At 39.1% G+C, this 14,437-nt stretch carries 13 protein-coding genes; 1 reads left to right on the forward strand and 12 read right to left on the reverse strand.

Translation table 11 applies throughout. From position 1 onward, the window contains the following. Positions 1-10 precede the first annotated feature (10 nt). Together SK608_RS09895 and SK608_RS09900 are read right to left on the reverse strand one after the other, a co-directional pair. Positions 11-649, reverse strand: coding sequence for an L-fuculose-phosphate aldolase (locus SK608_RS09895; protein ID WP_033678705.1), 639 nt, complete (start codon positions 647-649; stop codon positions 11-13). A 114-nt stretch (positions 650-763) separates the two neighbouring features. Beyond that, on the reverse strand, positions 764-2,167 hold the full coding sequence (locus SK608_RS09900; RefSeq protein ID WP_033678707.1) for a rhamnulokinase: 1,404 nt from the start codon (positions 2,165-2,167) through the stop codon (positions 764-766). A 175-nt stretch (positions 2,168-2,342) separates the two neighbouring features. Between SK608_RS09900 and SK608_RS09905 the strand changes: the two genes are divergently transcribed. Beyond that, the gene (locus SK608_RS09905) at positions 2,343-3,116 is read left to right on the forward strand and encodes a DeoR/GlpR family DNA-binding transcription regulator (RefSeq protein WP_033678709.1); all 774 of its coding nucleotides are present in this window, start codon (positions 2,343-2,345) and stop codon (positions 3,114-3,116) included. Positions 3,117-4,630: 1,514 nt separating this feature from the next. Here the strand turns inward: SK608_RS09905 and adcA are convergent. From adcA to SK608_RS09955, 10 genes are all read right to left on the reverse strand, one after another. Next, on the reverse strand, positions 4,631-6,136 hold the full coding sequence (gene adcA / locus SK608_RS09910; RefSeq protein ID WP_033678711.1) for a zinc ABC transporter substrate-binding lipoprotein AdcA: 1,506 nt from the start codon (positions 6,134-6,136) through the stop codon (positions 4,631-4,633). A gap of 9 nt (positions 6,137-6,145) precedes the next feature. Further along, positions 6,146-6,952 (reverse strand): metal ABC transporter permease, encoded by an 807-nt coding sequence (locus tag SK608_RS09915; protein ID WP_000950030.1) that lies wholly within the window; start codon positions 6,950-6,952, stop codon positions 6,146-6,148. Continuing rightward, positions 6,945-7,649, reverse strand: a complete 705-nt coding sequence (locus SK608_RS09920; protein ID WP_033678712.1) for a metal ABC transporter ATP-binding protein — start codon at positions 7,647-7,649, stop codon at positions 6,945-6,947. Before SK608_RS09920 ends, SK608_RS09915 begins: the two co-directional genes overlap by 8 nt. Next, positions 7,649-8,089 carry a zinc-dependent transcriptional regulator AdcR gene (adcR, locus tag SK608_RS09925; RefSeq protein WP_001249312.1) on the reverse strand — a complete coding sequence of 147 codons (441 nt, stop codon included), beginning with the start codon at positions 8,087-8,089 and terminating at the stop codon, positions 7,649-7,651. The genes SK608_RS09920 and adcR overlap by 1 nt, the downstream gene beginning before the upstream one ends. Before the next feature lie 152 nt (positions 8,090-8,241). Beyond that, a complete protein-coding gene (gene dltD, locus SK608_RS09930; protein WP_033678715.1) occupies positions 8,242-9,510 on the reverse strand; it encodes a D-alanyl-lipoteichoic acid biosynthesis protein DltD in 1,269 nt (422 codons plus the stop codon). Continuing rightward, the gene (dltC, locus tag SK608_RS09935) at positions 9,503-9,742 is read right to left on the reverse strand and encodes a D-alanine--poly(phosphoribitol) ligase subunit DltC (RefSeq protein ID WP_000351967.1); all 240 of its coding nucleotides are present in this window, start codon (positions 9,740-9,742) and stop codon (positions 9,503-9,505) included. Before dltC ends, dltD begins: the two co-directional genes overlap by 8 nt. Before the next feature lie 13 nt (positions 9,743-9,755). Continuing rightward, entirely contained in the window at positions 9,756-11,000 is a 1,245-nt protein-coding gene (dltB, locus tag SK608_RS09940) for a D-alanyl-lipoteichoic acid biosynthesis protein DltB (RefSeq protein ID WP_033678717.1), read from the reverse strand. Beyond that, positions 10,997-12,547, reverse strand: a complete 1,551-nt coding sequence (gene dltA, locus SK608_RS09945) for a D-alanine--poly(phosphoribitol) ligase subunit DltA (RefSeq protein WP_033678719.1) — start codon at positions 12,545-12,547, stop codon at positions 10,997-10,999. The genes dltB and dltA overlap by 4 nt, the downstream gene beginning before the upstream one ends. 20 nt (positions 12,548-12,567) lie before the next feature. Beyond that, positions 12,568-12,699 (reverse strand): teichoic acid D-Ala incorporation-associated protein DltX, encoded by a 132-nt coding sequence (locus tag SK608_RS09950; protein ID WP_000813667.1) that lies wholly within the window; start codon positions 12,697-12,699, stop codon positions 12,568-12,570. Between the two features lie 368 nt (positions 12,700-13,067). Continuing rightward, the gene (locus tag SK608_RS09955) at positions 13,068-14,246 is read right to left on the reverse strand and encodes a ryptide export MFS transporter (RefSeq protein WP_033678721.1); all 1,179 of its coding nucleotides are present in this window, start codon (positions 14,244-14,246) and stop codon (positions 13,068-13,070) included. Between the last annotated feature and the right edge of the window lie 191 nt (positions 14,247-14,437).

The following is a 14,437-nucleotide window of genomic DNA, read 5'->3' on the forward strand; positions in this document are numbered from 1 at the left end:
AATATCCTCCCTATTTTCTCTGACCGTATGTTTTAAATTTTTCTGCCATCAATTCCATCTCCTCATCAGGAAGGACTACTGGCTCTCCAAAATTCTTAGCTAAACAATAAATTTTTGCACAATATTCAACTTCTTCAACAATATTAAATGCATTCAATAAATTTTGTGCACCTGCTAAAATTCCATGATTCGCTAGTAAAACTGCTCTACGACCTTCCATTGCTTTAGCTGCATTCACAGCTAATTCTTTCGTACCATATGTTGCATACTCAGCTACCCGAACATCTTTTCCTGCCACTGCAATCATATAATGACTCGCCGGAAGTGGTTCTCTGAGACAAGCTAATACTGTTGCATAAGTTGTATGAGCATGGATAATTGCATCGATATCATCACGAGTTTGATATTGAATCAAATGCATATACCACTCGCTAGATGGCAAGCGTTCTCCCTCTACAATATTTCCATTAATGTCCATCACTACAATATCGGATTCTTTGATTTCAAAGAAATCAATACCCGACGGGGTAATTGCCATCAATTGTTTTTCACGATCGAAAACACTGAGATTTCCACCTGTTCCTTTCGTCAAATCTGTTTCTACTAGCTTCTTGCCATACTTAATTAATTCTTGTTTTACATCTGACATTCTTGTCCTCCTCATATCAAAACACTAAATATTTTTCAATTCACCAATTATCCCCCCTTCTTGTACAAAACTTAAGAAGGGGGAGGGAGGCAAATTTACAAACTCTCAATCTTTTTAATTCTTTTGGGAGTAATAACTCTCTAATTGTAGGAACTCCTCAATAACATGGTGAGCTTCTTCCATCCCTTTTAATTGTCCCATAGCTATGAGCTGCACAACAATATTCCCCACAGCTGTAGCCTCAGTTGAACCTGTAAGAACCTCTTTACCAGTTCTATCAGCAATCATTTGATTAAAGTAACTGGCTCTAGCACCTCCTCCAATCACATATATCCTCTTATAAACCTTATGAGTTAGCCCTTCTAATAACTCTATCGTTTTCCTATACGTTTCAGCTAGGCTTTCATAAACGATCTTAAATAGTTGTCCATCTGTCCACTCTCTAGTTTCATGATGATAAGCTAGATATTCTGTCAAAGTCTTGTACATGTCAGATTCTGTTGCAAATTCAGTTGATTCAGTATCAATCAAAGGAAGATCTTCTTTTTCTTTCTCCACCATTGTTTTTATATCACCAAAAGAATATGCTTTCCCTCTTCGTTCAAATGAACGTCTTAGCTCCTCTATGATCCACAACCCTGTACAATTCTTCAGAAATGTAATCACTCCATCTTTACCGACTTCATTTGTAAATCCATAACTGAAGGATTCGGTACTAAGAACAGGTGAAGAAAGCTCCACTCCAACCAAAGACCAAGTCCCTGATGAAATAAATAAACTATCTTCTGTCTTAGGTACTGAGACAATCGCGCTTGCTGTATCATGACTACAAACATTCACAACAGGAATATCGCCTAAACCATACTCCTCTTTTATCCTTCCAAGGACATTTCCCTCTGAAACAATTTCAGGAAGTAAAGATGACTCCAATTCAAATAGTTTTAAAATATTCTGATTCCATTTTTGACTTCTCGGATCAAAGAGTTGGGTTGTTGAAGCAATGCTTTTTTCTGAAGCAAACTTACCTGTCAACAGATAATTAAACAAATCTGGCATTAAAAGAATCTTATTGGTCTTATAGAAAGAGTCAGGAGATTCTTGACGTGCCTTAAAGAGTTGAAACAAGGTATTTATCTCCATAATCTGATTTCCTGTCTCTGAATACAGTTTTTCTAATTCAGTAATTTCAGATATTTCCTTTAACACTCCCTTTGTTCTTTCATCACGATAGTGAACAGGTTGTGATAACAGTTTTCCTTCATTATCAATCAATCCAAAATCAACACCCCATGTATCAATACCGACAGATAAAATCTTGTAACTAGTATTAGCCAATCGGATACTTTCAAGAATTTTAGCTAGTAGAAAGTCAACATCCCAAGATAAATGCCCTTTTACTCTAATAGGTAGGTTAGAAAAACGATTTATTTCTTCCATTACTAGTTTATTTTCAGAAAGGTAACCAACGATTGCTCTTCCAGAAGTCGCACCTAAATCTATTGCTAAAACCGCTTCCATTTCTCTCCTCTCTTCGTCCTTAATTAAGTTTATTATAATCCTCGCATTTTATTTTTTCAATATGTGAACGCTTACTTGAATAAAATTCATATATTTGCGCCATAAACATAAAAATAATTCAAATTCCTCCAATTTTTGCTATAATATAGTTGAGATGATAAATTAGGAGGAGCTTATGATAAAAGATGAACGTGTACTTGAATTGATTGAAATTATCAAAAAGAAAAAAAGAATTGCCGTAAAAGAGTTGGCAGAAATCACTTTCTCCAGCACAAGTACCTTACGTCGTGATTTAATTTTCTTAGAAAATCAAGGTCTTATCAAAAGAAAGCACGGATACGTGACCTTGTCCTCCATGAATACAATTGAACTTTCCCATCAAATACGTGAAGGAGAAAGTACTAGGCAAAAAAGATTAATCGCTAGTCTCGCTAAAGACTTTATTCGGTCAGGTATGTGTATCTATCTGGATTCTAGTACTACTACCTACGAACTTTGTCCCTATCTTTCTGAACTTGATAATTTGATTATTTTTACAAATGGTCTACATACAGCACAAACCTTATCTGAAACTGTTAGAGATAGTTCTAAAATTTTTATTACTTCTGGAGAAGTAAAACATCAATCTTGTTCAGTTATTAACTATGATAAAGAAAATTCTTTATTAGATCACTTTAATATCGATTTGGCTTTTTGTTCAGCAAGAGGTATTGATGATCAATATGTTTATGAAGCTTCTCTCAGCCAAGCTATTTCAAAAAAGAATATTATTGACAAAGCCCATGAAACCATCTTACTGATTGATAGTTCTAAATTTTACAAGACTGGATTTTTTAAAATTAATCCCCTCTCCAAATACACAACCTTTATTTCTGACACCTTGCCAGATCAAAAATTATTAGACGCAGTCGAATTATTTGATGGAGAATGGGTTTCTGATATTCAATGAAAATCAAATAGGAAGCTAGTCTCAGGTTGCTCAAAGTACAGATTTGAAAATTGATCAAGTCAGCTCGAAACACTGTTTTGAGGTTGTAGATAGAACTGATGAAGTCAGTCACATATATACGGAAAGACGAAGGTGACATGGTTTGAAGAGATTTTCGAAGAATATTCGTTCTGTCTGCTGACTGATCTACAAATACTCACCACATGACATTATTTTCTCAGCAACCCCAAAAACAGAGGCTGGACAAAAACTCAATTTCAGGAGAAAATGGAGTAAATCTTCCCACAATAAAACGCATAATATCAAGGTTTTGCACACCTGATATGATGCGTTTTTCTGATTTTAAAGACTTTGTCACCTAGACCCTATATTTCAAGAATTAAGTGACCTTGATGATCTAAATTTATTGTGGTATACTATTTTTGTCATCGGTTACCGATTACGTTCCTATGGGTTCGTGAGAGGAGGTGAAACTAATGAGCCTTATCATAGAGCTCGCTCTTACTATTATAGCGGATGTTATAGCTGGAATTATCTTGTATTTCGTCTGCAGATGGCTAGATAGTAAGGAGTAGACCGAGTGACTAGCCTATCAACACCCGTTAAATCGCTAAGATACGTCGAAAAAGCCCTTAACTATCGCACTAGTTAGGGGCTTTGGTGTTCTAATGAACCTTATCAATTAACTATATTCTAGCATATAATCTACAATATTTCAAGCATTAAGTAAGGTTGATGGTCTAAATTTATTGTAGTATACTGTTTTTGTCATCGGTTACCGATTACGTTCCTTACGGTTCGTGAGAGGAGGTGAAACTAATGAACCTTGCCCCAGAGCTCGTTCTTACTATTGTAGCGGACGTCATAGCAGGAATTATCTTGTATTTCGTCTGCAGATGGCTAGATGGTAAGAAGTAGACCGAATGACTAGCCTATCAACACCCGTTAAATCGCTAAGATACGTCAAAAAAGCCCTTAACTACGGCCATAGTTAGGGGCTTTGGTGTTCTAATGAACCTTATACACTAGCTACATTCTAGCATATAAGTCCTAATATTTCAAGCATTAAGCAATGTTGATGATCTAAATTTAATGTGATATACTATTTTTGTCATCGGTTACCGATTACGTTCCTTACGGTTCGTGAGAGGAGGTGAAACTAATGAACTTTGCCCCAGAGCTCGTTCTTACTATTGTAGCGGACGTCATAGCAGGAATCATCTTGTATTTCGTTTGCAAATGGCTAGATGGTAAGAAGTAGACCGAATGGCTAGCCTATCAACACCCGTTAAATCGCTAAGATACGTCAAAAAATCCCTTAACTACGGCCATAGTTAAGGGATTTGGTGTTCTAATGAACCTTGCCCGATAAAATTATTCTAACATACAGGTCCAGATATTTCAAGAGTTTTATTCATTGTTTAAAGTTCCTTAGGTATCTGAAAGGTCTCTAATAGAGTTAGCTATCTAGTATCCAAAAACCGACTAGCTCCTATGAACTAGTCGGTTTCTCATCAATGCGCCAACATTTCTTGGGCAATTTCTTGGCCAGATAGATTATCTGGGTAGTAGGTTGGCCAGTTATCCATTTCTTCAAAGAGAGCTTCTTGGCTTGTGCCTCCAAAGAAGATATGGAAATGTTCTGCCTTAACTGGGGCGATATTATGGTCACTAAACTGAACATACTTGAATTGTCCAGCATCCGCATCTGTCGCTTCAAAGAGGAAGCGCACGCCACGATTTCCTTTCTTATAAGTCAAGATTTTCTTACCAACATACTTGTAAGTATATTTCTTACTTTGTCCACCTTGAACAAATTCCATAGTATTATCAGTAATATTGATCTTAGTAACATCTGTCTGATAGCCTTTTGTATAGTAGGCCTTGTACTCAGCCTGAGTCATCTTACCAGTCAACTTAGCCTTGTAGTCAAAGACTTGGTCAAACGTACCATCTTCAAGGAAAGGATAAACTGATTGCCAGTTGCCTGCATAGTCGCTCAAGGTGCGATCCTTGACGTCTGCATCTTCGAAGTAACCATTTTGGACTGTCTTGGTATCCTCTGCCTTTTCAGGCTCGATAGCTGGACCTTCTTGGTCTGTTGTTTGTTTCAAAGCTTTGAGGTTTTTCTCCATGATAGAGATATAATTTTCTCCCGCCTTGGTATCTTCTTCTGTCAGACTTTCTAAAGGATTGAGGACATCTGTTTTGACACCTGCTTCTTTTGAAAGTGTATTAGCAAGGGCTTGTGAAGCATTTTCCTCAAAGTAGATATAGGCAATTTTATTTTTCTTGACGTACTCTGTCAATTCTGCCAGACGTGCAGCTGATGGCTCTGCATCTGGAGAAAGGCCTGAGATTGCGACTTGTTTGAGTCCATAGTCCAATGCAAGATAGTTAAAGGCTGCGTGTTGAGTCACAAAGCTCTTTTGTTTGGCTTGAGACAAGCCTTCTGCATAAGCCTTATCCAAGGCTTGCAATTTTTCGATATAGGTAGCTGCATTCTTCTCAAAGGTCTCTTTTTTATCCGGATAATCTGCTGACAAGCTGTCACGGATGTGCTCTACAAGTTTAATGGCACGGACTGGTGATAACCAAACATGGGGGTCAAACTCATGGTGATGGCCTTCTTCGCCATGGTCATGGTCTCCCTCTTCTTCCTCGCTACCTGGCAAGAGCAACATATCGCCTGTCGCCTTGATGGTTTTGACCTTTTTCTTATCCAAGGTATCTAGCAATTTAGGAACCCATGTTTCCATATTTTCATTTTCATAAACGAAGGTGTCTGCGTCTTGGATTTTGGCAACTGCCTTGGCAGACGGTTCGTATTCATGAGGTTCTGTACCAGCACCGATTAGGAGTTCTACATTTGCAGTATCTCCTGCGACTTGCTTGGTAAATTCATAGACAGGGTAAAAGGTTGTCACAATATTTAGTTTGCCATCTGCCTGCTTTTGATTAGAACAAGCCACTAAAAACAAGGCACATAGACTGGCTAGCAAGAAGCTAATTTTTTTCACGTTAGTCTCCTATTTGATAAAACGTCTTACTAAACTGATCAGTAAGAAGACAGTTACAAAAATAATGGTAATACTTGCGCTTGCAGGTGTTTCTGCATAGTAGGAAATGTAGAGTCCTGCCACCATTCCCAAAAATCCAATAGCACTAGCTAGCAGCATAACCGATTTAAAGTTTTTCCCCAGACGCAGGGCAATACTAGCTGGCAAGACCATAATGGTCGATACCAGAAGAGCTCCCGCAGCAGGAATCATAAGGGCAATAGCCACCCCTGTCACCATGTTAAAAAGAATAGACATGGTACGAACTGGCAAGCCATCCACAAAGGCCGTATCCTCATCAAAGGTCAAGATATACATTGGACGCAAGAAGAGGAAGGTCAAAATCAAAACAACCGCCGCAATGACAAAGAGGGAAATAACCTGTTCTTCGCTGATAGTCACAATCGAACCAAAAAGATACTGGTCCAAACTCATAGAACTCGAGCTTTTACCCTTGCTCATGACAATCAGAGAAACAGCCAGACCTGTTGACATAAGGATGGCTGTCCCGATTTCCATAAAGCTCTTGTAAACCGTACGGAGATACTCCAGAAAGACCGCCGCAATCAAGACAATAGCAATAGTGGAAATAGTCGGAGAAATCCCCAGAACCAGACCAAAGGCTACACCTGAAAGTGAGACGTGACTGAGGGTATCGCTCATCAAACTCTGACGACGCAAGATGAGGAAGGTTCCAAGAACTGGCGAGAAAAGACTCATAGCAATAACAGCTAGAAAGGCACGCTGCATAAAGTCATAAGATAACAAACTAAGCATGGCCCACCTCCTGATCATTCTCATGAACGTTGAAACAACGCCATGGTGAGTCTTGGTTACGGACTAGATGGATATTGCGGTCCGCGTAGTCCTTAACTTCTTCAGGGTCATGGGTAATCATCAAAACAGCCTTGCCATGATGATGGGCGCTGTGGTGCATGAGTTCGTAAAATTCATTTTTACTTCCTGCATCCATTCCCGTTGTCGGCTCATCTAGGATAAATACATCTGGGTCAGAGGCAAACATACGCGCGATCACCGCTCGCTGCTTTTGTCCTCCAGATAGAGACCCCAAGCGTTTGTCTCGGTGTTCCCACATACCAACTGAGTCCAAACTAGCCTTGATATGCTCCTCATCATGAGCATTCAAACGACGGAACCAACCCTTTCGTGGATAGCGACCCGACTTGACAAACTCATAAACCGTACTTGGAAAACCTGCATTAAAACTGGCAATCTGTTGAGGAAGATAGGCTATTCTCAATTTCTTACCCTGCGTATTTGTCTTTGAAATGGTTACCTTGCCAATGCGTGGTTGGAGGATTCCAAGACTGGCCTTGATGAGTGTCGTCTTAGCTGCCCCATTCTCCCCCGTCAAGGTAACAAATTCCCCACTATCAACACTATAATTGATATGTTCAAGAACAGGCTCCTTATCATAATAGAAGGATAACTCCTCTACCGTAATATATCTCATTATTTGATTTCTCCTACTAAAGCAGTCAAAAACCGCTGGATCACTTTTTGTTCATTTGGAGTAAACTGAGTCGCCACTTGTTCATAGGTTAAAAGCGTATGCTCATGGTGATGATGATGCTCCTCAGCGATTGGACGAGCCAAATCAGTCAACTGATAAAAAATCACACGCGCATCCTTAGGATCTTTAGATGTTTCCAACATCCCTTCCTTGACCAAAGACTTAATGGCCTTGGTAACTGCCGCCTGACTGACATTGAGACGACGAGCCAAATCTGAATTTGTTAAAGATTCCTCCGACAAGAGCATGAGGATATGCTCCTGGGTATTGGTCAGAGCTACCTCGCTAGTACAATGACCTATTAGGATTTCATGCTGATTTTCTGCCTGCAAAATCACCTCATTCAAAAAGCCATCGATATCCTTCGCTAGCTGTCTCATATCTGACTCCTTTCCTTTTAGAATTCTCTTTTTTAAGAGAAAAATACTATTATTTGACATTTTATTTACCAGTTAATTATATCACAAGCAAAAAAAGAGTCAAGAAAAAACGTGAAAATAGGCTTCATTCTTGAACTCTTCTATATTATGATCTATTGAAAGTCCTTGACATCTCCATCATAAGTCGCCCAATCTTTGCTGAAAAAGCGCTCATTCAGATGGTAAGTCGGAGCTGGTGTGGGATTGGATAGGAAAGGATCAACTGCCTTGTCAAAAGCCAACCAACCCAACCAACCAAGGTGAATGGTGTCCTTCATAAAGAATGGCTCCCCGCCGTCCTTAGAAAAATCTGCGATATTGTTAAACCCTTGACTTTCTAACTGATAGCGAATCTTCTGCACCGTCTGTTGGTACATGTCCTCTCGTAAACCAGCGTAGTCCATCCATTTTTTATTAACAGGTGGAATGATAAAAATCGGGTTGACCTTAGATTTAGAAAACTGTGTTAAAACCAACTGCAAGTCATTATACTCTGGCGACTTGAGATAGGTAAAGCTTTTCTGAGAGTCCTTTAATTTCTTCAAATCCTTCTTGATCTGCGTATTATAGAAATAATTTTCCATTCCCAGATCATTATTGGAAGTATTCTTTTCTGCATCTGCTTTAACAATATCTTCTATAGATTGATAAGAAAACTGGTCTGGCAAGGTCTTTAAATACTTAACTACATGCTTATCATAATTGACATAGCCTCTAACTGAAAACTGACCAAAAAAGGAAGCTTGGCGTTCATTAAACCGAGCCAATAATTCAATCATTTCATTGTCTGCCGTCGACAATTCTTCTTCACTTGCCAACTTCTGAACCAAATCCTTCATAGCTACGTTAGGAAACTGCTGTAGTAAGCGAGTCGCTGCATATTGACTAGCCTGATCTCCGGATTGATGTTCCAGAAAACTGGTCAACTGGTCTCCATTAAAATACTGCTGAAAAGCTGCTGGCTCATAGCCATTTTTACTGAACCACTGAGGTGAGATAACATACACAACTTGTTTATTCTCCAGCTGTGGCAGCATCTGTTGCATTCCAAAATACTGGTTAAGCGATGCAGCTCCCCTCTGTCCTAAAAGATAAGGACGGTAGGAGCGATTGTATTTCTCAGCTAATACCGCAGGATGAGCACCGTCAAAACGAAGCCATTCACTAGAGCCAAAGAAGGGAACAAAACGCATATTTGGATCAGATAGTGCTCTGACTTTTTGACTTCGCTCCTTAAAACTATCGATAGTAGTAGCCACCGCTGAACGCTTTTCAGCTCCTAGATTATGATGCATCTCAGTAGGATAAAAGAAAATGAGCAGACAAACCAACAAACCAGCTATCAAGACCGGCCCGAAGATCATCCATAAGCGTTTAAGCATTTTGTAGCTCCACAATACCAGCTATGATTTTATTAGCCGTATTCCAGTCATCGCGACCAAACTCTGTTACAGGGACACGAATGTCAAAACGGTTCTCAATCTCCACAATCAATTCAACCGTTCCCATACTATCCAAGACACCTGCATCAAAAAGATCTTCATCCATCATGTCAGAAACATCTTCCATAAACAACTCATCAATAATTTCGATAACTTCTGATTTGATATCCATATTTTATTTCCTTTTATTTTTTAAACCATAGATCATTCAAGAATCCAGAAAAGATTAAGAATGACAGCATGACGACATGGAAGGTGACAACCATGCCAAGCAACTGAACCCAGCGATTCTCAGGTAGGGCAGCTTTCCCTGCTTTTTTCCGTTCCTTATTGAGCGTTTTTTTCTTGCGAACCCAGGCATCATTGATGACCAAGCCCAGTCCATGAAAGAGTCCATAGGCAATATAGTACCAGGTCACTCCATGCCAAAATCCCATAATCAGCATATTTACAACGTAGGCCACACTTGAGGTTACATTACGATTTTTAAAGACTTTCTTTCTGGTCAATACCATCACCATCCGCATAAAGACAAAATCACGGAACCAGAAAGAAAGACTCATGTGCCAACGATTCCAAAACTCCTTTAAATCCCTTGATAAAAAGGGCTTGTTAAAGTTGATAGGGCTACGGATTCCCATTAAGTTTGAGATGGCTAAGGCAAACATAGAATAACCTGCAAAGTCAAAGAAGAGTTCCAGACCAAAGGTATACATAACTGCCAAGGCATAGAGGTTAAAGAAGCCACCTGACTGCAAGGCTAGATTCTTCAGAGGAGGTAGTAAAGTCTCTCCTAAAACATGAGCTAGGATAAACTTATACAAAAAGCCCCACATGATATAGCGAACAGATTCATCCAGCATATCCATCAACTCATCCCGCTCAGGAATGGTCTGATAATTTTCATTAAATCGCTTAAAGCGATCGATTGGACCACTTGAAAAAGTCGGCATGAAGAGAAGGAAACGAAGGAATTCCCAGAGGGTAAAATCCTTAATCACTCCATCTCTCAGCTCGATGATAATCCCAACCGAACGAAAGGTCAGGTAAGAAATACCCAAAAATCCAAGCAAAGACTGTGTTCCATTGATAGCTGGCTGCACCTTGACAAAGATAATCGGAAGGAGGGATAGAAAACTAACTAGGTAGAAAACCCACTTACCATCCTTACTTTTTCGATAATGCTTGTAGAAGAGTACGAGCAATACTTCCCAGCAAAGGTAAGTACCCAAGGCGGCCAATTGATTTGTCTTCCCACCTACCAACATGGTAACGATAAAGAAGAGACTTACCAGCACTTCATACCAGGCAAAGCGTTTCTTGAAAAAGAGACCGATAAAGATGGGCAAGGTTGCAGCAATCACATAGACAAAATACTGAGGATTCCCATATGGCTCTAAATGAGGAAGCTGTTGAAAGAACTCCATCATCTCTTGTTCACCTCGTTGATCAATCCTTTGATGTCAATCTTTCCATTTGGAGTCAGTGGCAAACTGTCTCGGTAAAGGAATTTAGACGGCATCATGTAGGACATCATGATGTCTGTCAAATCTTCCTTGATGGCCTTAGTAATATCGATATCACGCTCAAACTGCTCACGAACACCGTCTTTTAAGATGACATAGGCCAGTAGATTTTGTACCTTGTGGTCCTTGTTATAACGCGGTACTGCGACAGCAGACTCGATATAACGAGACTTATTAAGATTTTGAGAGACATCTTCTAGCTCAATGCGGTAACCGTTGAACTTAATCTGGAAGTCCATGCGTCCGCCGTAGAGAAGCAAGCCCTCATCTGTCATGGTTCCCACATCACCTGTGTGATAGGCTGGCAGTCCTTCAAATTCAAAGAAGGCTTCCGCTGTTTTTTCAGGATTATTCATATATCCTTTTGAAACAGCTGGCCCAGAAACAATGATTTCTCCCTGTTCGCCATTTGGCAATTTATTGCCTTCCTCGTCAATGATAAAGGTTGGAGAATCAGCCTTGGTATAGCCGATTGGTAGGCGTTTGAGAGTCGCCAACATCTCGTCTGTCACAGCAACTGCTGATAGGGCTACTGTCGCTTCTGTTGGACCGTAGGCATTGATAATACGGACCTGTGGGAAACGTTCGCGTAGTTTTTGAGCTGTTTTAACCGTCAATTCTTCGCCATCAAAGTAGAAATGCGTGATTCCAGGCATTTTCTCACTATTAAAGTCTTCTGACAACATGGCCATATCCGCAAAAGAAGGGGTTGATGTCCAGATAGCGATCGGCAATGAAAAGATGGTAGCAAAGAGTTGCTTAAAGTCCTGAGTAATAGCTGAAGGAAGAGCGAAGAGCGTACCACCTAATGCCAAGGTCGGCGCCCAGTACATGACAGACAGGTCAAAAGAATAAGGTGGCTGAGCCAACATTTGCGGACGACTTGGCGTCGCAAATTCCTTATCCGTAATCATCCAGTTGGTAAAGCTGAGGAGATTATCATGGGAAATCTGCACTCCCTTAGGCTTACCAGTTGTACCAGAAGTAAAGATGATGTAGTAATTATCATCGCCCTTGACTGGATGCGTGATTTCATAGTTATTCCCTTGAGCAAAGGCTTCTTGAACCTGAGCTAGAGTCATCATCGGTGTCGAAACCTGCTCCAATGGAAAGTCTGAGATGGCAATAATCAAACTTGGCTCCGCTACTTCTAAAATAACTGAAACTCGCTCCAAGGCCGAATGGCTATCAATGGGAATGTAGGCATGACCTGACTTAGTCAAGGCTACAAAAGTTGCCAACATTTCATATTCTTGGCCACCAAAAACGACCACAGGAGACTTCTCAGGCAAGCCTAGTTGGTCAATGGCTGTAGCTAAACTATCCGAATCAGCCTTCAAATCTCCATAAGTATGTTCCTGCCCCAAAACATTGTAAACAGGATAGCTAGGCTGTGTCTGAGCAAAATGCTCAATGGTTTCAATCATATCTACTATTGGTTTATTTGACACAATAGGGATTCTCCTTCAAGTTAAAATTCATTATAGATAAAGCTTCCTTGACCCTGTCCAAGATAGCTAAAGAAGTAAAGCAGCCCTAGAAAGATAAGAAAATACAAGGCTGTCCGACCAAGAAAGAGGTACAATTCTTTTCTCTGTTTCATCAAGAAAAACCATTCATTTCTGTAATTTTTGCTAAATAAGATGAACTCTTACTATAGTATTTTTCTACTATTGTACCACTTTCTAGGATAATTTTTCAATTGTTTGCCGTAGATTTTCAGTAGATTTCAGTTTATTTTAAGGATTATGCGGTTTTTCTATGTATATTTCAAATAGAGTGTTCCTGGGCAAAAACTCAATTTCAGTAGAAAATGAAGGGAAGCTTTCCATAATAAAACGCACAATATCAAGTTTTTTTGTACTGACCCCAAAAAGTTAGACAGAAAAAATCTAACTTTTGGGGTGCAGTTCATTTCAACACCTGATACTATGCGCTTTTCTGATTTTTAGAGACTTCTTACCCAGTCTCTTATTTAAAATAATCTCGTCTGATATAAATTAAAATAGCTTCTATCATCAGACAAATGGCTGATATCCAAAAACTGATGCTAATACCAAAATTCTCAGTAATATAGCTCATTAGCAAAACAAATACTGAAAATGCTAGTGTCGAAATCACTTCCAGAACGGAATAGACATTAACCAAGTTATTTTCCTCTACTGTTTCCTGAAGAAATACAGTTTCAGGAACTTCTTTTAGCTGCGATAACATACCAAGTAAAGCTGAAAATACTAAAAACATCTGTGCATTTGGAAAAAATAGAATAGTCAGCGTCACTATTGCCATGGCTATAAGAGAAAAAAGAATACTTTCCCACTTAAGAGCAAGAAACTTTTCAGATAGCCGAAAAGCAATTAAGCCACTAATTATAATCCCGATAGAATATGCTGTATTAGAATATCCCCAGTAACTTTCTGTTTCATTTAATAACTCAGTTACAAAGACAAGTATGATAGACGAAACCCAAATCGTATTTGAGAAAATTTCAAATAAATTTGCTGATACAAAAAGTCTTAATCTAGGATCTCTAGCAACTAACTTCCAACCTTTGAGCAAAATTTCAAGATTAGTCTCTGACTCTAGCACCTCCACTTCAGCCTTAGGAAGAAATAACATCAAAAAGCTAGAAATGATATACAAGATTAAAATGATAAACGTGGTAGGTAACAGACCAATTGTTGCAAATAAGAGTCCACCTAATCCCCAACCCACCAATTGAACAGCTTCACCACTCATTGACAAAGCTGAGTTAGCCTTACCCAAATCGGTCGCATAGCGCGGCACAATTGCATAAGAAACAGGTGCGGCAAAACCATCCAATATTGAAATTGCCACAACAAATAGATAGGTTACCAAAGGCGCTACGGATTGCATTACGGTAAACATTCCTACCAGTATCGCCAATAATATAGTCTTTCCAAATTGGGATAAAGATAAAACCCTATTGAGCGCTATCCTTTTAGTAACTAAAGGAACTAAAAGACTCGCAACAAAAGAGGATATCCCTATTAAAATGGGAACTAGTGACGTGGCAATTACTGATTTTGAAATAATGTATATGTTAGCAATGATTGTTACTCTAAAGAAAATATCTGCTAAATTTGCAAACAATTGAGAGACTAACAACTTAATAAATGAATTAGACATGTAACGCTCCCATAACATAAAAATATTTAACTGATAAATGGTAGACTAGACTTTGTTTGATAACTATTTGACACAAGATTAGGTGGTCAGAAATTGAATTTTTAACATTCCAACTTAGCCATAGTTTTTAGTTTTCACATCTTTAAATCAGCTAAAACAATACGTAATATACATATATATTATATCTAGCA

It is taken from the genome of Streptococcus mitis subsp. hohhotensis (assembly GCF_000722775.1).
Lineage (GTDB): Bacteria > Bacillota > Bacilli > Lactobacillales > Streptococcaceae > Streptococcus > Streptococcus carlssonii.